This is a genomic window from Catenovulum sp. 2E275, from assembly GCF_025515275.1.
In the GTDB taxonomy this organism is placed as follows: domain Bacteria; phylum Pseudomonadota; class Gammaproteobacteria; order Enterobacterales; family Alteromonadaceae; genus Catenovulum.
Genome location: NZ_JAOPFU010000061.1, coordinates 1 through 18,720, shown reverse-complemented (window position 1 = coordinate 18,720; position 18,720 = coordinate 1). Strand labels below are relative to the sequence as shown.

Annotated in this window: 17 protein-coding genes; 8 read left to right on the top strand and 9 right to left on the bottom strand. The window is 38.2% G+C overall.

The features are described from left to right. Positions 1-252 (top strand): hypothetical protein (locus N7931_RS17725; RefSeq protein ID WP_262795682.1); only part of this gene is annotated, 252 nt, incomplete at its 5' end. 1 nt (position 253) lies between these two features. Here the strand turns inward: N7931_RS17725 and N7931_RS17720 are convergent. Further along, the gene (locus N7931_RS17720) at positions 254-1,351 is read right to left on the bottom strand and encodes an anhydro-N-acetylmuramic acid kinase (RefSeq protein WP_262795681.1); all 1,098 of its coding nucleotides are present in this window, start codon (positions 1,349-1,351) and stop codon (positions 254-256) included. A gap of 14 nt (positions 1,352-1,365) precedes the next feature. Further along, a complete protein-coding gene (locus N7931_RS17715; protein ID WP_262795680.1) occupies positions 1,366-2,808 on the bottom strand; it encodes a peptidoglycan DD-metalloendopeptidase family protein in 1,443 nt (480 codons plus the stop codon). A 423-nt stretch (positions 2,809-3,231) separates the two neighbouring features. Here N7931_RS17715 and tyrS point away from each other — a divergent pair, with 423 nt between their 5' ends. Next, entirely contained in the window at positions 3,232-4,428 is a 1,197-nt protein-coding gene (gene tyrS / locus N7931_RS17710) for a tyrosine--tRNA ligase (RefSeq protein WP_262795679.1), read from the top strand. A gap of 152 nt (positions 4,429-4,580) precedes the next feature. Here the strand turns inward: tyrS and N7931_RS17705 are convergent, their stop codons facing one another. Next, positions 4,581-5,174, bottom strand: a complete 594-nt coding sequence (locus tag N7931_RS17705) for a DUF2726 domain-containing protein (protein WP_262795678.1) — start codon at positions 5,172-5,174, stop codon at positions 4,581-4,583. A 175-nt stretch (positions 5,175-5,349) separates the two neighbouring features. Here N7931_RS17705 and N7931_RS17700 point away from each other — a divergent pair, with 175 nt between their 5' ends. Further along, a complete protein-coding gene (locus tag N7931_RS17700; protein ID WP_262795677.1) occupies positions 5,350-6,063 on the top strand; it encodes a tRNA-uridine aminocarboxypropyltransferase in 714 nt (237 codons plus the stop codon). Positions 6,064-6,077: 14 nt separating this feature from the next. Here N7931_RS17700 and N7931_RS17695 read toward each other — a convergent pair whose 3' ends face one another. The 4 genes from N7931_RS17695 to N7931_RS17680 all read right to left on the bottom strand — a co-directional run bounded on the left by N7931_RS17695 (position 6,078) and on the right by N7931_RS17680 (position 10,961). Next, complete coding sequence (locus N7931_RS17695) at positions 6,078-7,523, bottom strand: FAD-dependent oxidoreductase (RefSeq protein WP_316250593.1); 1,446 nt, start codon at positions 7,521-7,523, stop codon at positions 6,078-6,080. A 95-nt stretch (positions 7,524-7,618) separates the two neighbouring features. Further along, the gene (locus tag N7931_RS17690; protein ID WP_262795676.1) at positions 7,619-8,473 is read right to left on the bottom strand and encodes an ABC transporter ATP-binding protein; all 855 of its coding nucleotides are present in this window, start codon (positions 8,471-8,473) and stop codon (positions 7,619-7,621) included. Between the two features lie 55 nt (positions 8,474-8,528). Further along, positions 8,529-9,524: an ABC transporter permease gene (locus N7931_RS17685; RefSeq protein WP_262795675.1), complete on the bottom strand. Its 996-nt coding sequence runs from the start codon at positions 9,522-9,524 to the stop codon at positions 8,529-8,531. Between the two features lie 90 nt (positions 9,525-9,614). Further along, positions 9,615-10,961, bottom strand: a complete 1,347-nt coding sequence (locus N7931_RS17680; RefSeq protein ID WP_262795683.1) for a CmpA/NrtA family ABC transporter substrate-binding protein — start codon at positions 10,959-10,961, stop codon at positions 9,615-9,617. A gap of 432 nt (positions 10,962-11,393) precedes the next feature. Between N7931_RS17680 and galE the strand changes: the two genes are divergently transcribed. From galE to N7931_RS17665, 3 genes are all read left to right on the top strand, one after another. Beyond that, positions 11,394-12,416: a UDP-glucose 4-epimerase GalE gene (gene galE / locus N7931_RS17675; protein ID WP_262795674.1), complete on the top strand. Its 1,023-nt coding sequence runs from the start codon at positions 11,394-11,396 to the stop codon at positions 12,414-12,416. A 9-nt stretch (positions 12,417-12,425) separates the two neighbouring features. After that, complete coding sequence (locus N7931_RS17670) at positions 12,426-13,433, top strand: NAD-dependent epimerase (RefSeq protein ID WP_262795673.1); 1,008 nt, start codon at positions 12,426-12,428, stop codon at positions 13,431-13,433. A 130-nt stretch (positions 13,434-13,563) separates the two neighbouring features. After that, entirely contained in the window at positions 13,564-14,412 is an 849-nt protein-coding gene (locus tag N7931_RS17665; protein WP_262795672.1) for a YdiY family protein, read from the top strand. A 91-nt stretch (positions 14,413-14,503) separates the two neighbouring features. Here N7931_RS17665 and bamC read toward each other — a convergent pair whose 3' ends face one another. Together bamC and dapA are read right to left on the bottom strand one after the other, a co-directional pair. After that, on the bottom strand, positions 14,504-15,592 hold the full coding sequence (gene bamC / locus N7931_RS17660) for an outer membrane protein assembly factor BamC (protein WP_262795671.1): 1,089 nt from the start codon (positions 15,590-15,592) through the stop codon (positions 14,504-14,506). After that, on the bottom strand, positions 15,585-16,472 hold the full coding sequence (gene dapA, locus N7931_RS17655) for a 4-hydroxy-tetrahydrodipicolinate synthase (protein ID WP_262795670.1): 888 nt from the start codon (positions 16,470-16,472) through the stop codon (positions 15,585-15,587). Before dapA ends, bamC begins: the two co-directional genes overlap by 8 nt. A gap of 246 nt (positions 16,473-16,718) precedes the next feature. Between dapA and bcp the strand changes: the two genes are divergently transcribed. Continuing rightward, on the top strand, positions 16,719-17,189 hold the full coding sequence (gene bcp / locus N7931_RS17650) for a thioredoxin-dependent thiol peroxidase (RefSeq protein ID WP_262795669.1): 471 nt from the start codon (positions 16,719-16,721) through the stop codon (positions 17,187-17,189). A 310-nt stretch (positions 17,190-17,499) separates the two neighbouring features. Continuing rightward, entirely contained in the window at positions 17,500-18,603 is a 1,104-nt protein-coding gene (locus tag N7931_RS17645; protein ID WP_262795668.1) for a phosphoribosylaminoimidazolesuccinocarboxamide synthase, read from the top strand. Positions 18,604-18,720 lie beyond the last annotated feature (117 nt).

Here is an 18,720-nt window from a genome sequence, read left to right as displayed (position 1 = left end):
GGAGTTAAAATCCCCTTCTTTAATAAAAAAATGCAAAAATATCGCAAAAAAAGTGCTAAAGTTTTTTTATCGCTGACGATATACAATCGGGGTTTATGGAGGGGTGAAACCAAAAGAAAATTAAATATTTTTAATAAATATTTAATTAAAGAAATCGGTAAAAACGGCAAAAGCATTAAAAATGCTTATTTAAGAGGAGGTTTGATTAAATTTATTTGCAGTCCAACTTTAGCTAAATATAAAATCAGTTAACTCAAAATGGATATAAGCACCCTAAAATTTTTGTTTTTTTAGCGCCGGTGACTTGTGGTAAGTTAGCTGGGATTTTGTGTTTGAAGCAATAGGCTAACCAAGCAAAACAATCTGCCTCTATCCAATCGGGCGCTATATTAAGCACTTGAGTCGAATTTAAACGATAGTTATAACCTAAATCAGCTTGCAATTGCTGCATTAAAGTTTGGTTATGCACGCCACCACCACAAACCCAAACATCGGCTGTATGACTCACATTTTGAATCGCTTGAGCAATGCTTTGGCTGGTCAAGTTTAATAACGTGGCTTGTACATCCTGAGCTGAATATACTTCCGTTAAATAATGCTGTAGCCAAGATAAGTTAAACACTTCTCTACCACTACTTTTAGGGCCTTTTTTAGTAAAAAAAGGCGCAGTCAATAACTTATCTAATAATGTTTGAATACTTTGCCCACTGCCAGCCCAACGTCCATTTTTATCATAAGGCTGACCGGTATTAAACTCACACCATTCGTCCATCAAACCATTACCTGGACCGGTATCAAACCCTGCGATATAACCATTGTTTTTAATTAGAGTCAGGTTTGCTATACCACCGATATTCACAACTACTTGATCAATCTCAGCGGCTGGAAAAATAGCTTTATGGAATGCAGGGACTAAAGGTGCTCCCTGACCACCTGCGGCAATATCTGCTGAACGAAAATCACCAATAACATCAATTCCAACTAATTCTGCTAATTTAGCATAATCACAAATTTGCAGGGTAAATGGCGTTGTTAAATCAGGTCGGTGCCGAATTGTTTGACCATGGCAACCAATTGCTGTGATTTGAGTTGCTGATACATTACTTTTAGCTAATAAATCAAATACTGCTTGAGCGTAAACTTCGCTTAATTGGCAAGCTGTTTGACCCAACACTTCGATTTCATTTTTTTGGGTTTGATATAAAGCGATAATTTGACGTTTAAATTGACGATCGAAAGCTAGATAAGATTGAGATAAGGAGGTTATTTTGCCGTTATCCAGCGAAATAAGGCTGGCATCAACCCCATCGGCGCTGGTGCCAGACATTAAACCAATATAAAGCTCTTGCATGCTTTAGCCTACAATTATTTAGCAGCCACCAATACGCGTTTATTGGTTTCAATCATGGCTATCATTTTGTCAGAGATTTGGCTAAAGGCCATTTTTTCTTGCGGGTCAATTGGTAAAGCCTTAGGTAACTCAACTGTTTTTGGGTTTCTATGTACACCATTCACTAAAAACTCATAGTGTAAATGTGCACCTGTTACCCGGCCTGTCGCCCCCACAGTTCCAATTTTTTGGTTTTGTTTAACTTTTTGCCCAGTTTTGACATAACGTTTATTTAAGTGAAGGTATTTAGTGATGTATGTTTTACCATGCTCAATAAATACATAATTACCATTTAAACTATTATAGCCAGACTTAATCACTCGCCCATCACCAGCAGAAACAACTGGTGTACCTACTCTAGCGGCATAATCAATACCTCGATGCGGAGCCACACGACCAGTCACTGGATGTAAACGGCGCGGATTAAAGTTAGAGCTAATGTACTTAAAGTTAACTGGTGCACGTAAAAAAGCTTTTCGCATACTGCGACCTTCTGGTGTGTAATACTCACCATCCGTATGTCTGACCGCAGCAAAGTTAGCCCCCTGATTAATAAACTCAGCGGCTAAAATATCGCCCGGACCAACATACTCACCTTCAACATAAAGTTCTTCAAATACCACAGCAAAACTGTCACCTTCACGAATATCCAATGCAAAATCGACATCCCAGCCAAATACATTCGCTAAATTCATAATTTGAGTATTTGTTAAACCAGCTTGTAAACCTGCATTCCAAAAGTTCGAAGTAATTTTGGCCGCAGCAAAGCTTTCTTTTACATCAACTTGCTTTTTAATTTCCTGAGCTTTAAACCCATCTTGCGTTTTATGAATCTCAATCAACTCAGTTTTTGAAAGTGGATACACTAACTGGACAAATTCATCGTTTTGATAACCTAACTGAATTACCTGACCTGGCATAAGCTTTCTGACTAAAGTATTAGCTGCATCACCACTTTTAGTAATCAATAACAAGGTTTTAGCAGATAAACCATTACGGTCAAAAATTTTAGCAAGACTATCATTTTTTAATACTTTAACATCTTTCCAGTCAAGTTCTGGCTCAGCTTGGATCTGCTCTTTCTCTGCGACTTCATCCATTACCTTAACTGATTCAGCAATCGCCTCATTATTAGTTAATGTTGTTGAGTCACGCTCTTTATCAACTGCACTGTTATCAATCGTATGATTAAGGCTATCTGTTTGATGAGCTTGATTATGTTGTGGTTCAACTTGCTCAAGATCCAAATTATATCGGACACCCGGCTTTAAACGACTACTAGCAGGTTCATTTTGACGGGATGCAGTCGCATCCTCGAAAGGAAAAATAATGAAAATCGCTAAAATAAAAGCAATTGAAGCTATATACACTTTATGCAAAGTGGGAAAATCACGCCAAAATCGTGCGACTACTCGCATTCTACAACCCCTCAAAAAAAATCGTTTCCAGCATATACTGAATCAAGCCTATTTACCAGTTTGCAAAGCAAATAGTTTAAAAAACACTCAACATTTTTTAAACTTTTGTACATTTAAACGCACTATTATTGTAAAACTTCAAAAATCTGCGACTGAATATTTTGCTTTCAAGCTTTAAACTCTCACTTAAAGCAACTTAATTTAAATAATTACGCCTGCTTATGCTTTAAATTCGCACTATTGCGCTATAGAATGTTGAGTTTTAATTTATATAGCTTCAGTTTTAAATAAGTCGCTTATATTTAATAAACTGAATGTATCAGTATGAACTGTTAACTTTTGCTTAAAAGTTACTAAATCGCTTATGACACAGTTCAATTGAAAATGTTCCAATTTCTTAAACAAATTTAAAATAGGTAAAGCATGACAGATGTGCAGGCAGCGCTGGCAGAAATCAAACGTGGCGCAGAAGAGATTCTGGTAGAAGAAGAACTCGTAGAAAAATTAAAATCAGGTAAACCTTTAAAAGTTAAAGCGGGCTTTGATCCAACCGCGCCTGATCTTCATTTAGGCCACACTGTATTGATTAATAAAATGCGGGCGTTTCAGCAATTAGGTCATGAAGTCATTTTTTTAATTGGTGACTTTACTGGATCAATTGGTGACCCCACCGGCAAAAATGTCACCCGTAAGCCACTGACTAAAGAACAAGTATTAGCAAATGCTGAGACTTATAAAGAGCAGGTTTTTAAAATTTTAGATCCGACGAAAACCCGAGTTGTGTTTAATTCGCAATGGATGGATCAGTTAGGCGCAGCCGGTATGATTAAATTGGCAGCCAATCAAACCGTCGCCCGTATGCTTGAACGTGACGACTTTAAAAAACGCTACACTAATGGTCAACCTATTGCTATTCATGAATTTTTATATCCTTTAGTACAGGGTTGGGATTCGGTTGCGCTAGAATCTGATATTGAATTAGGCGGCACAGATCAAAAGTTTAATCTGTTAATGGGTCGTGAATTACAAAAAATTGAAGGTCAAAAACCACAAACTGTATTAATGATGCCATTATTAGAAGGTTTAGACGGTGTTCAAAAAATGTCTAAGTCACTCAATAACTATATTGGTATTACCGATGCGCCAAGCGATATGTTTGGTAAAGTTATGTCAATTTCAGACGATTTAATGTGGCGTTATTTTGATTTATTAAGTTTCAGACCACTTGAAGAAATTGCAGAGCTGAAACAAGCAGTAGCTAATGGCAAAAACCCACGTGATGTGAAAATTGAATTAGCAAAAGAATTAATTGCCCGCTTTAATGACGAAGCTGCGGCTGAAGCTGCTCATCAGGATTTTATCCAGCGCTTTCAAAAAAATGCGATTCCGGATGATATTGAAGAAATCACATTAACTTTAGGCGAAGCAACCGGTATTGCTTCTTTATTAAAAGAAGCAGGTTTAGTTGCCAGTACCAGTGAAGCAATGCGTATGATTAAACAAGGCGCAGTGAAAATTGACGGTGAAAAAGTTGCCGACAACAAACTGGAAATACCTCTTGGTTCAACCGCAGTTTATCAGGTTGGCAAGCGTAAATTTGCTAAAATTACATTAGCTTAACTCATTGTAATCGACTAATAAAAAACGCGCTTCTTGAATAAAGACGCGCGTTTTTTGTTTTTATACTTGAAGTTTTTAATGAATTGCAATTAATCTTAATCTTAACCCAAATAGATTAACTACAACACAGGATAAAAAGTTAGCTATAGCTTTTAAGCAACCGCCTGATTAACATTTGAACTCATTGGTCTGAGTGGTTTAATTGGTCTGGTCGGGCCTTTGCTCATCACTTTATGTACGTTTAATGGTGCTAACTGGCCCTGACCTATTTTGCCAGCTAAACATGCTCTGATTTCAGCAGATTTATAACCGGCTTTAACCCTGATCCTGACATGCGGAATGCCTACGGTTTCCAGCGCACCTTTCACAAACCAATCAGCTTTGGTTTTATACCCTTCTTTAGAGTCTGTATTAACCAAATCAATTGCTGCAACAGGCTCAAGAGTCTGTCGGTTTAATAAAACAAAATCTAGCGTCTTAGCTGAAGCTTTTAATTTGGCAGCCTGCTCTGCACGCTTTTGAATACCGCTGGTGACAGAAACCACATCCGATAAACGTACCCGATTCACTACTCTAAATTGATCGCCTACGGCCTGCTCAAGTTTTAACATAAATGCCCGTTCAGCCTCAGTAAATAAAGCGGTATTTTTTTTATATGGAAAAGGTGAGCCAGTTTGGGTTAAACGAATAGCAACAGTTGCAACAACAACTAACGCCATCATCATAATTATAATCACTAACTCCATAGTACACTCCAATGCTAGTATTTTGACAGGTTCAAAAAATTGACGAAAAAGGTTATCAAAGTGAAGAAAAGCAAAGCTTGTGCCAATCATTAAGTCAAAAAATATTTTTCGCTATTATGATAAACAGTTATAATCCGGCAGCGCCCTACAATCTCTACAAGATAATCTTGGATTCATGACAAACCTATACGCTTTTAACCATTTACGAAAAAACAGATTAGCAAAAGCAACTCGCCCTTTTTTAGCTCGCGGCATTTTGCAAAAACGCTGTAGTCAATGCTTATTAGCCGATTTCGCTTGTATTTGTGAATGGAAAAAAACCGTCAATACTAAGTTAGATGTTATTTTGTTGATGCATACGGATGAGATTTTAAAACCAACCAATACAGGTCGCTTAATCAGCGATATATTACCGGATAATTGCTTTGCGTTTGAATGGGCAAGAACAGAGCCAGATCCTAAATTGTTGGCATTACTCAATGACCCAAAACGATTTGTCATCATTGTTTACCCGGCTCAACAAACCCGAGCTAGCTATTCCACCCCTCCAAATGAGTTAGTCAACGGGAAAAAGTTAACTTTAGTGGTGATCGATGGAACTTGGCGGCAAAGTAAAAAAATATTTAATTTAAGCCAGTGGCTACAAAGCTTCCCAACTTTAGATTTGAATATCGCAGCCCAAGCAAATTATGGCTTACGCAAAGCGCCTCATCCAGATCAACTTTCAACGGCTGAGGCGGGTGCAATTGCATTGGCTCAATGTAACGAGCAAACTGCAGCGCAGTTATTAGATAATTATTTTGCCATTTTTAATCAACATTACAGTGCCAGCAGAGCAAATAAAATACCGGAGCAAACGGCTGCGCACCAGTTTATTAAAAATAGCTAAAGTTGGTTAACGCTCTAACTATACACAACTTCAATTGACAATTTAGCCATTTCAGAATCAATTACATTCTGAACCATATTGACACAGGTTCCGCAACTGGTACTGGCTTTAGTGCAGGATTTTAATGCAACAACTGTATCATTTCCTTCGCTAATTGCTTTTACCAAGTCGCCTTTAGTCACCATATTGCAAACACAAACTAAAGTAGAATCATCCATTTTATCGGCTGGGTTTTCTGGCTCATCTTGCAAACTAGGCACAATTAATGATGCAGGATTAGCAGGTATCTCAATCCCCTGTAAACAGTATTGCAATAAATTGTCGTACTCAGTGGTATCGCCAATTAATACAGCGCCAATCAACTTACTACAACTGGCGTTGGTCACCACTTTTTTATAAACACCAGTTTGCGGGTTTTCGTAACTAAAAGTTTGTGCATTAGGAGTTCTGGCATGTGCATCACCTATTGAGCCAACATCCACGCCCATTAATTTAAGTTTAGTGCTCATATCCGCACCTTTAAACTGCATGGCTTTATTTAAAATATCAGCCACAGCAACCCGCGCCATTGTATAGCCAGGTGATACTAGGCCAAAAATACGTTGTTGCCACAACGCACATTCGCCAATTGCATAAATATCTTGATCTGAGGTTTGACATTGGTCGTTAATCTCAATACCGCCACGCTCCCCTATTGCTAATTCAAATTGACGTGCCAATGTATCTTGCGGACGAATCCCCGCAGAAAACAAAACAATATCCGTTTCAATTTCACTGCCATCAGAAAATACCAGTTTATGCACACAAGTTTCACCGTCGACTATTTCACTGGTCGCTTTTTGGGTATGCACTTCTACACCCAATTCTTCTATTTTTTTCTTAAGCTGGCGGCCACCGCCAATATCAATTTGTGTCGGCATGAGTTGCGGAGCAAATTCAACCACATGCGTTTTTAGGCCTAACTGCTTTAATGCATTAGCGGCTTCTAGCCCCAATAACCCCCCGCCAATCACCAAGCCTACTTTTGCAGTATCGGCTGCGGTTTTAATTTGGTCTAAATCTTCGATAGTTCGATAAACAAAACAGTTGTTACGTTCTTTACCTGGAATTGGTGGCACAAATGGGTAAGAGCCAGTTGCTAATACCAGTTTATCGTAAGCAAATGTTTTGCCCTGACAGGTTGTAACCGTTTTGGCCTGTTTATCAATTTGCTCAACCTGACTATTTAAATGGTAATGAATACCTAAAGATTGGTAATACGTTTCTGAGGTTAATGCGAGTTGTTCTGCGGATTTACCGGCAAAGTATTCAGATAGGTGGACTCTGTCATAAGCTAGTCTGGCCTCTTGAGCTAACACAGTAACTTCAACGGTTTGCTCTGCTTGTGCTGCAAGCTGATCAACAAAATAGTGACCAACCATACCATTACCAACTACAACGATTTTTTGTTTAGTAGACAAAACGTCCTCCTGCTTCTTTGCTTGGGATCGGTAAAAGCCAGTCAATAACCGGCTCTCCCTTTATCAACAGTGATAATAAGCAAGAAAAGCAAACATTATGCCACTTGATTGTCACCCGATTTAAGCTGTGATTTTTTCTTAGCGGAAACTGGTTCAATTTTGCGTTGTTTCTCGTATAAAAATTTTAAAACCTGATGTCGGTAATGATTATATTCAGGCTGATCAGCTAATGCTAATCTGTCTCTAGGCCTTGCTAAATCTACATTTAGGATTTCACCAACCGTTGCTGATGGGCCATTTGTCATCATCACAATTCGATCCGACAACAATACGGCTTCATCCACATCATGAGTAATCATAATCACTGTATTACCTAAATCAGCATGAATTTCCATTAATGAGTCTTGCAAATGTGCCCGTGTCAGTGCATCTAATGCACCAAAAGGTTCATCCATTAACAATATTTTTGGTTGCATTGCTAAAGCCCGCGCAATACCAACCCTTTGTTTCATACCGCCGGAGATTTCATCTGGGCGTTTATCTGCGGCATGAGTCATGTGTACCAACTCAAGATTATGGTTAATCCAGTCTTTCATTTCAGCTTTATTCATTTTGCCCTGAAAAACTTGTTTAACAGCCAGTTCTACATTTTGATAAGCCGTTAACCAAGGTAATAATGAGTGGTTTTGAAAAACGACTGCTCGCTCAGGTCCTGGTTGATTAACTTCTTTATTATCCAGTAAAACACCACCTTGTGTTGCTTGGTGCAAACCAGCAACAATATTTAACACGGTTGATTTACCGCAGCCTGAGTGGCCAATTAATGAGATAAATTCGCCTTTAGCTATTTTTAAATTAACCTCTTTTAACGCACAAAATGGGCCTTTTGGGGTTGGAAACTCAATGCCAACCTGAGTTAACTCTAAATGTTTGTCTGTTAGTGTATTCATTGTTTAGCTCCTGATTCTGACAATTCTGCTCAAGTTATTTGAAAATACGGTTTGCTTATCGTAAAACGGCTGATTTATCCCAGCTAACATAACCTTGAATCGTCAGCATCAGTCTGTCTAAAATAAAACCTATCATCCCTATAACTAATACAGCGACCATAATTCTGGCTAAAGAATCTGAACTACCATTTTGAAATTCATCCCAAACAAATTTTCCTAAACCCGGGTTTTGTGCAAGCATTTCTGCGGCAATTAATACCATCCAGCCGATCCCAAGTGATAAACGCAAACCGGTAAAAATCATTGGAATAGATGAAGGTAAAACAATTTTACGAATATGTGACCACTTACTTAAAGTTAAAACCTTACTGACATTGAGTAAGTCTTGATTTATCCCAGAAACCCCAACCGCAGTGTTAACTAAAGTTGGCCATAAACAACATAAGCTAACGGTAAACGCTGAAGTTAAAAAGGATTTAGAAAATAGTGGATCATCACTAACGTATAACGCACTCACCACCATAGTCACTAAAGGGAGCCATGCAAGCGGTGATACTGGCTTAAATAGCTGAATTAAAGGGTTAATTGCTGCATAAGCTGGTTGGCTCAAACCGCATAAAATACCCAGAGGAACAGCAATTAAAGAAGCAATAATAAATCCAACCATGACTGTATATAAGCTGGTCCAGATTTGATCAAAAAAGGTTGGCTTACCAGTGTAGGGCCTTATTTTAGCTTCATAAGTTGGGTCTTGCGCTAATCTGGCTGCATTACGCTCTTCTTGACGCAAATAAAAAGCATCAGCTTTTTCTCTTTCAACAAAATGTGCATCAACTAAAGTATGAGCTTGTTCTAATACCTGAGCAGGTCCCGGAAATTGCCCTAAAGAAGTATCAATATTTTTGGCGGCTACATGCCATAAAAACATAAATACGGCTAAGCCAATTAATGGTAAAAGTAGTAAATTATTAATTTTTTTAGCAAAATCTGTATTCACCGCAGTTTTAATTTCCAGTACAGTGACTTTGCTGAGGTTGGCTGTTTTTAACATATTCAACTCCTAACAACTTTGTTAAACCGGTTTAAACCAGTTAATTTGGCGGCTGCTTTGCCGCCTTTCGGTATAATACTCAGCATCAAATTACAGCTTGCTGTCGCCTTTTAACCCAATTGCAAATTTTTCTAAATATGCATTAGGCTGTGAGCCGTCATATACAATATTGTCAATAAAGTGGGTTTGTGGTGGTTTAAAGCCAGACTCAGTAGCAAACTCAGGAAATTCAGAAGCTTTGGCTTTGCCTTCAGCAATTAAAGCTTTAGCGGCTTGAGCATAAATATCTGGGCGATACACTTTTTTAGCGATTTCTTTGTACCAATCATCTGATTTTGCTTGTGAAATTTGTCCCCAACGACGCATTTGAGTTAAATACCAAATCGCATCAGAGTAATACGGATAAGTCGCGTTATAACGGAAAAACACATTAAAATCAGGCACTGAGCGTTTGTCGCCTTTTTCGTATTCAAATGTCCCTGTCATACTATTTGCAATTACTTCGTAATCAGCACCAACATACTGGCTTTTCGATAAAATTTTGACTGCTTCTGGGCGGTTTGCATTGTTATTAGCATCTAACCACATTGCAGCGCGGATCATTGCTTTAACCACTCTTATGTGAGTATTTGGGTACTTATCTGCCCAGGCTTTGCTTACCCCAAATACTTTTTCCGGATTATCTTTCCAGATTTCATAATCTGTCACGACAGGTACACCAATTCCTTTAAATACCGCTTGCTGATTCCAAGGTTCACCTACACAGTATCCATAAATAGTGCCTGCTTCCATTGTGGCTGGCATTTGTGGTGGCGGGGTGACAGATAAAAGTGCATCGGCTTGTAATTGACCACTGGTATCGCCTTTTTCTGGCGCATAAAATCCTGGATGAATACCGCCCGCAGCAAGCCAATATCTTAATTCATAGTTATGAGTAGAAACTGGAAATACCATGCCCATGTTAAATGGTTTACCCTGTGCTTTATATTTATCAACCACAGGTTTTAACGCATCGGCTTTGATTGGGTGAACTGGCTTGCCATCTTTTTGCGGAATATGCGGCTTCATCTGCTGCCAAATATCGTTTGATACCGTAATTGCGTTCCCATTTAAATCCATACTAAAGGCGGTAATAATATCGGCTTTAGTACCAAACCCTATGGTTGCACCAAGTGGTTGACCTGCCAGCATGTGTGCGCCGTCTAATTGGCCATCAATTACACGGTCTAATAAAACTTTCCAGTTTGCTTGCGCTTCAAGCGTCACATACAAACCTTCTTCTTCAAAATAGCCTTTTTCATAAGCAATGGCTAACGGTGCCATATCGGTTAATTTAATAAAGCCAAATTTTAATTCTTCTTTTTCTGGCCAACCTATTTCTTGTGCTGCATGAACAGATATTGTTGTTCCGGCTAAAATAGAAACTGCTACCGACATTGATTTAAAACTTTGCATCAACTTTGATGTTAAATTCATTTATATCTCCAAATTTCCCAAAAAAAAGCCCGCGTACAATCAACATATAAGCATGCTGATTGTGCGCGGGCTTCTTTGCCTGAACGAGCCAAAAAAAGGTTTAATAATTTAAACCCAACTTTTAACCCAAATTAATTTTTTAAATGTCGCCTTTGACAAAAGGTATTTAGCAACCCACGTGCCAAAAACAAAAAAACAATTAAAAACAAATAGATAAGTTTATATTTTGATTTTTTAAGATGAACAATTGCGAACTTTAAAAACTAAAGCAGTGCAAAATTTATGATACATGCACATTTAACAGGCTTTTGTTTAGCCTTATTAATATTAATTGGTTAAACTAGCGCAAAATTACAAATTGAAGCGATTAATAGCGATTAATAAGGATAAATCATGAGCTCAACTATATTGGTAACCGGTGGTGCCGGTTATATCGGTAGTCATACTGTGCTTGAGTTATTAAGCCAGGGTGATCAAGTCATAGTAGTAGATAATTTAAGCAATGCTTCGGAAGAATCACTCGAAAGAGTTAAAAAAATCACTGGCAAGCATGTTGTATTTTTTCAGGCTGATATTTTAGATAAAGCTGCTTTAAGTCAGATTTTTAAACATAACCATATTGATGCAGTCATTCATTTTGCCGGTTTAAAAGCAGTTGGTGAAAGCACTCAAATCCCACTCACTTATTACCATAACAATGTCACCGGCACGATCACCTTATGCCAGGTGATGGCTGAATATAATGTAAAATCGTTAGTCTTTAGCTCATCAGCAACCGTTTATGGTGATCCTCAAGCTTTGCCTTTAGTTGAATCTATGCCAACAGGTGTACCGACTAATGCTTATGGCCATTCAAAATTAATGATTGAAGAAATTCTGCGTGATTTGTCTGAATCAGATCCAAGCTGGCGGATCGCCATTTTACGCTACTTTAACCCAATTGGTGCACATGAATCTGGTTTAATTGGGGAAGATCCTAACGGTATTCCAAACAATTTAATGCCATTTATTACTCAAGTCGCAGTGGGCAGACGCGATAAACTCAGTATCTTTGGTAATGATTACAATACCAAAGATGGCACAGGTGTACGTGATTATATTCACGTAGTTGACTTAGCTTTAGGCCATTTAAAAGCGCTGGAAAAATTAAAGCAATCAACTGGGGTATTTACCTATAATTTAGGTACAGGCGTTGGTTATTCAGTATTAGAAATGGCAACAACTTTTGAGCAAGTTTCTGGACAGCCTGTTCCTTACCAAATAATCGACAGACGCCCTGGCGACATTGCCGCTTGTTATGCCGATGCAACAGCGGCTAAAAATGAACTAAACTGGACAGCTCAATTTGATTTACAGCGCATGTGTGAAGATAGCTGGCGCTGGCAAAAAAATAATCCAAATGGCTTTAAAGGTTAATACTCAACAATGAAATATTTAGTCACCGGAGCAGCCGGATTTATTGGTTTTCATACCGCACAAAAATTACTACAACAAGGCCATCAGGTTGTCGGCATTGATAATTTAAATGACTATTACGAAGTTCAGTTAAAGCTAGATCGGTTAGCTGAACTTGAACCATTTGAACAATTTAGTTTTATTAAGCTGGATTTAGCTGACCGAGATGGGATGGCTGATTTATTTAAAACTCAACAGTTTGATCAGGTTATTCATTTAGCGGCTCAAGCTGGGGTGCGTTACTCTTTAGATAACCCGTTTGCTTATGCCGATGCAAATTTAATAGGCCATTTATCTATTCTTGAAGGCTGCCGCCATCATAATGTAAAACATTTAGTTTATGCATCATCAAGCTCGGTGTATGGCTTAAATGAAAAAATGCCGTTTGATACTTCTGATTCCGTTGATCATCCGGTATCACTTTATGCGGCAACCAAAAAAGCCAATGAATTAATAAGTCATACCTACTCACACTTGTATGGTATTCCAACCTCTGGTTTGCGCTTTTTTACTGTATATGGTCCGTGGGGACGCCCTGATATGGCTTTATTTAAATTTACTAAAGCCATTTTAGAAGGGAATAAAATAGACGTATACAATAATGGTAATATGGCGCGCGACTTTACCTATATAGATGATATTGTTGAAGGTATTTTGCGTGTTGCTCAAAAGCCACCACAGCCAAACCCAGATTGGAAACCAGAAAATGGCGGCGCCAAAGACAGCTCCGCCCCTTACCATGTCTATAACATAGGTAATGGCTCTCCAGTTGAGTTAATGGAATTTATTAAAGCAATTGAAAATGCAGTTGGTATTGAAGCCGATAAAAACTTTATGCCAATGCAACCAGGTGATGTCCACAAAACTTGGGCGGATACACAGGATTTAGAGGCTGTAACTGCTTACAAACCACAGATGGATGTATCTACCGGAGTGAAAACCTTTGTTGATTGGTACAGAGATTATTACAAAGTGTGATAATTTACACTTTGTAATATTTTGTTGAATAGTTTTTTATAAAAAAAACTGTTCCGCCATTGAGGTTTAAGCAGAAGTCTTTACAATCGAGCTTTTGCTTAAACTTATTAACGAAATCAGTCTATTTGTAATGAAATCTAAACTCTTTCTCGCCACTGCTTGCATGTTAACAACTCAAGCAGCACATGCAAACAAGGAGCAAGACAAACTAGGGACGTTTGTAGCATCAGTAGAAGTTGGCTACATTATGACCTCCAGTACCAATAATAATGATACTACCTCAACCATAGTTAAAGTCGATATTGGTAACGAAACTGAATCATTACGTAACCAATTTTCATTTGAGTCATTATTCAAACAAGATGAAGTTGAAATTATAGAAAGTGACGGAAGCAAATATAAAGATAAAAAAACTACCAAAGAAAAATATTCAGCTTCAGTTCAAACCAACTTTAAAGTTAACGATAGCGGTGATGCGATTCTAGCGTTCTTATCCTACGAAGCCGACCGTTTTTCAGACTTCCACTATCAAACCTCTATTGCGACCGGTTATAATACCCGAGTTTTAGATTCCAAAACCGGATTTTTAGATTTATCCATTGGTCCGGGTTATGCGTTTGACAGCTTAAAAGTATATACCAATGATCAAGGCCAAAGAGTTGATGGAAATGGCAACTTGGTTTATGACGACAGTGGTGATGTAATTTATCCAAAATACGATTACGAAGACAGACAGCAAATGATTTGGCGTGCGGCCATTACTTACCAGCGAAAAATCATGGAAAATATCAATTTTAAGTCAGCCTATTCAATTGAGGAAGGTGACTATAATACCAAATCTATTTTTGAAACTGCCTTAACCATGCAGGTAAATGGTTCACTCTCATTAAAAGCGGCGATTAATAATCGTAAAAATACCAATGAAGGTGTAGTCACTGACGATAAACGCAATACTATTACATTGGTTTATAACTTTTAATTCTAGTGTCAAATTGAATACAGCTCTCAGCTACAAAAAAGGCATCATTATCAATGATGCCTTTTTTAATGATTTAACAATAATCTATTTTTTATTCTAAATCTTGTGCTAAACGCTCAGCCAGTTTTTGATATAAATCTTCTAGCTTTTCAGGCTCAATCGGCTCTAGGGTAATATCATTAAATACCACAGCAGTTGTATCGCCGCCTTTAATAATTTCAATTACATAGCTACCTTTTTTAAGGCCTAAACCGTCGTCTGAGCTACCAAATAAATTAGACCAAAATCCGGTATTATCTGATTTAACTGCGGCATAAATTCGCCCTTGTATTTTATTTAAATCAGTTAAAATTAAGCCATAGTGGTCTAACGCATCAATCATTCTGATCCAAGCATGCTCATAAGGCACATTTAAAATAAATGCATCGTCGCCATTAGGTGCTTTACCCTGTCCGGTTGTAAAACCTTTAACATATTGAGTTCGGCGGCTTTCGGCATCTAAACGTAATCTATATTCAAAATGACCAACCAGTGCATTAACCATTTCGGTTTCTACTGCTTGCTCACTATAAACCTGATAAGCCGGATCATTTTTATTAATTGGCTGGCGCTCAACTAACTCAACATTTAAGCTACCAGAGCGGCCATGTGGTTTCATTGTAACGCTAAATTTATATTTTTGACGTTCCACGTCATGGCTTTCACGCCATAACCACCAGCCGGATTCTCTGCTAACAGTAATCCAGTCAGTTAATAAAACCTGTGCTTGCTTATCAAAATTAAGTACGGTCACGTTTTGTTTATTTAAATAACCATTGATCGCATTCCAAATCGCCTGATTTAAATCATCAATTTGCTCTGTTTGCTCAAACCAAATTGTTGATCGGGGATCTTGCTCATCAATATGGCTAGCATTAACGATTGGCGCAATTAAACGCGGCGGAAAAATTGACACGGCCTCGCCCACTTTACCGTTAGATAAGTTAGCGTTAGGCACATAATAATCTTGTCTGACTTGAGCTCGGGTTAATTCAGCCGGTAATCTAACTGGCTGTTTTAACTCGGCATCTGTGTATTCAAAACTACCGTCAGCTTTGTTTGGCTTACCGGCACAGGCGGTTAATGCGCCTGCAACCACGGCCAAACTTGTCCATTTAACAAAATGCTTTAATTTAAGCATGAATAAAACCTGATTGTTGTAAAGCTTGTTCGATTACTAATTTTGAATTTTGTTCCGGCTCAAGTAAAGGTAAACGATAAACACAAACAGGAATTAACCCCATACGGAATAATGCCCATTTAACCGGTACCGGATTTGATTCAACAAATAATTTTTGATGCAAAATTAAAATTTTATCATCAATGACTTTAGCTTCTTCAAACTGACCTAAACGGGACAGCTCACAAATTTGTGCAACTTCGTTTGGTGCGACATTCGCAGTAACAGAAATCACCCCATGACCACCAGCCTGTAAAAAAGCCAGAGAGGTTTCATCGTCACCACTTAGCAAACTAAAATCGTCGCTCACTAAAGCTTTAATCGCATGTAATCTGTCAATACTACCAGTTGCTTCTTTAATACCAATGATTCTGTCGTGTTTGCTCAACTCAGCAACCGTTTCAGGTAACATATCAACCGCAGTTCTACCTGGCACATTATATAAAATCTGAGGAATTTCACTGCTATTTGCAATTGCCTCAAAATGAGCAATTAAACCACGTTGAGATGGTTTATTGTAATAGGGCGTTACACACAAGAAAGCATCAACACCAGAGATCTGGCTCATACGCTCAGTTAATTCAACCGCTTCAGAAGTCGAGTTAGCACCATTACCGGCAATAACCTTAACTCGCTTATCTGCTGTTTTAACTACAGTTTCAACAACTTTCACGTGCTCATCAACAGGTAAAGTTGCAGATTCGCCAGTTGTACCAACAGCAACAATGCCATCAGTGCCAGCCTGAACATGAAACTCAACTAATTTTTCAAGTGATTCGTAATCCACCTCGCCGTTTGCATGCATAGGTGTAATTAACGCAACAATACTTCCTCGGATCATTTAATGCCCCCATAAAATCAAGCGCACTATGGTACTGTTGAGTGCAAAGAAAGACAATATTAATGCGCTAATTGATGTAAATTAATCAACAAAAATTAAAGAAATAGCAAAATTTAACTGTCAATCGCCCAAAATACAGGGCTAATCTTAATTCTTACCACTTGGCAGCTCCCCAAAAAGCACAAAAATTTGTTATCATTTGTTTCAACTAACCCAATTTTTCACCCAACTGAAAGGACAAAAATAATGAAAACTTTAACCGCTGGCGAAAAAGCGCCAATGTTTGAATTGCTAAACCAGAACGAACAAAGCGTTAAACTGGCTGAGTTGCTCAAAACTCATAAAGTCTTAGTTTATTTTTATCCAAAAGCGTTAACACCGGGCTGCACAACCCAAGCATGTGGATTACGCGATAGCATTGCCGAGCTTGAAGCACAAAATACGAAAGTGGTTGGGATTAGCCCGGATCAAAGTACAAAACTGGCTAAATTTGTTGAAAAACATGAATTAAATTTTGATTTATTAGCCGATCCAGATCATGCAATTGCCGATGCATTTGGGGTTTGGGGCTTAAAAAAGTTTATGGGAAAAGAATACGATGGCATTCATAGAATCAGCTTTTTAATTAACCAAAATGGCGAAGTTGAGCATGTATTTAATAAGTTTAAGACCAAAGACCATCATCAGGTTGTATTGGATTATTTAACTTCTGCTTAAATCTAAACCTATCCTGTTTTAAAACTTGCTCATTGCTTATTTGTTATGAGCAAGTCAACCTCTTAAACTAACGTATTATATACCCGTGCAACCTCAAGCAGCAGGAACAAAATGCTTTGCCTTAAAAACGCTGTGATAACGCTCAAACATGCATCTTGAGGTGACACAGGTGTCGGTGTTTTGATATGATTGCGCGCAATTTAAATTCCGTAACTTTTTCCGTAACTTTAGCGAGTTAAGTAGCACATTTTTAGGCTGATTACGCTTAAAGCTGTCCTTGACCGATCTTATTTCTATAGGAAACATATTGATGAGCCTTGCTGATAAAGTATTAGCTGTAAATGATGATTTACCGATCCGTACTGACAAACCGGTTCACAGCGGCAAAGTTCGCTCTGTTTATTGGTTAACCGAAGCCGATAGCCGCCGTTTAATTCAAGAAAAAGGTTATAATGTGCGCCCTGATGCGCCGCTTGCAATTATGGTGATCAGTGATCGTATTTCTGCTTTTGACTGCATCTGGCATGGTGAGCAAGGCTTACAAGGCGTTCCGGGTAAAGGCGCAGCGTTAAATGCAATATCGAACCACTGGTTTAAATTATTTAAAGATAATGGCTTAGCAGATAGCCATATTCTGGATATTCCCCACCCTTTTGTCTGGATTGTGCAAAAAGCGAAACCGGTCAAAATTGAAGCCATTTGTCGTCAGTACATTACCGGTTCAATGTGGCGGGCATATCAAAAAGGTGAGCGCAACTTCTGTGGTATCGAGTTACCGGAAGGATTAAACAAAGATCAAAAATTACCCGAGTTATTAATGACTCCGTCAACCAAAGGGATTTTAAAAGGCATTCTAAATGTGCCTGAAGTAGATGATGTTAATATTACTCGTCAGGATATTCAAGATAACTATCAAGCATTTAACTTTAAATCCAGCGAAGATATTCAGCTCTATGAAAAATTATTAAGTGAGGGCTTTGCAGTAATTAGCCAAGCACTTGCTGAGCTTGATCAGGTATTTGTTGATACTAAATTTGAATTTGGTTATGTCGAAGATGTAAACGGCACTGAAAAATTAATTTATATGGATGAAGTTGGTACACCTGACTCGTCACGTATTTGGGATGGCCCAGCTTACCGCGAAGGCAAAATTGTCGAAAACTCAAAAGAAGGCTTTAGACAATTATTACTTAATCATTTTCCAGATCCGGATATTTTGTTAAATAAAGACAGAATGAATGAGCGCGAAGCTTTAGCCAGAGACAATGCATTACCCGTTGAGGTTTTAATGGATGTTTCTAACACTTATGTGGCGATTGCTGAAAAAATTACCGGCCAAGCGTTAAACTTATCGGATAATCCAAAAGCTGAAATCATTGAAATCTTAAAACGTGATTATGGGTTAGTTGATTAAACGGCCAAATTATCACTCATTAAATTAACCTCAATTCGGTTTAATGAATATGTTTCAAACGGCCTTTTTTCGCGGGTACTGCGTTAAATTCACTTGCAATAGACTAGCTATTGACGC

Coding starts and splice junctions, on each gene's coding strand:
- N7931_RS17720 (WP_262795681.1), bottom strand. CDS start 1,351: ATGCAAGAGCTTTATATTGGTTTAATGTCTGGCACCAGCGCCGATGGG.
- N7931_RS17715 (WP_262795680.1), bottom strand. CDS start 2,808: ATGCGAGTAGTCGCACGATTTTGGCGTGATTTTCCCACTTTGCATAAA.
- tyrS (WP_262795679.1), top strand. CDS start 3,232: ATGACAGATGTGCAGGCAGCGCTGGCAGAAATCAAACGTGGCGCAGAA.
- N7931_RS17705 (WP_262795678.1), bottom strand. CDS start 5,174: ATGGAGTTAGTGATTATAATTATGATGATGGCGTTAGTTGTTGTTGCA.
- N7931_RS17700 (WP_262795677.1), top strand. CDS start 5,350: ATGACAAACCTATACGCTTTTAACCATTTACGAAAAAACAGATTAGCA.
- N7931_RS17690 (WP_262795676.1), bottom strand. CDS start 8,473: ATGAATACACTAACAGACAAACATTTAGAGTTAACTCAGGTTGGCATT.
- N7931_RS17685 (WP_262795675.1), bottom strand. CDS start 9,524: ATGTTAAAAACAGCCAACCTCAGCAAAGTCACTGTACTGGAAATTAAA.
- N7931_RS17680 (WP_262795683.1), bottom strand. CDS start 10,961: ATGTCGGTAGCAGTTTCTATTTTAGCCGGAACAACAATATCTGTTCAT.
- galE (WP_262795674.1), top strand. CDS start 11,394: ATGAGCTCAACTATATTGGTAACCGGTGGTGCCGGTTATATCGGTAGT.
- N7931_RS17670 (WP_262795673.1), top strand. CDS start 12,426: ATGAAATATTTAGTCACCGGAGCAGCCGGATTTATTGGTTTTCATACC.
- N7931_RS17665 (WP_262795672.1), top strand. CDS start 13,564: ATGAAATCTAAACTCTTTCTCGCCACTGCTTGCATGTTAACAACTCAA.
- bamC (WP_262795671.1), bottom strand. CDS start 15,592: ATGCTTAAATTAAAGCATTTTGTTAAATGGACAAGTTTGGCCGTGGTT.
- dapA (WP_262795670.1), bottom strand. CDS start 16,472: ATGATCCGAGGAAGTATTGTTGCGTTAATTACACCTATGCATGCAAAC.
- bcp (WP_262795669.1), top strand. CDS start 16,719: ATGAAAACTTTAACCGCTGGCGAAAAAGCGCCAATGTTTGAATTGCTA.
- N7931_RS17645 (WP_262795668.1), top strand. CDS start 17,500: ATGAGCCTTGCTGATAAAGTATTAGCTGTAAATGATGATTTACCGATC.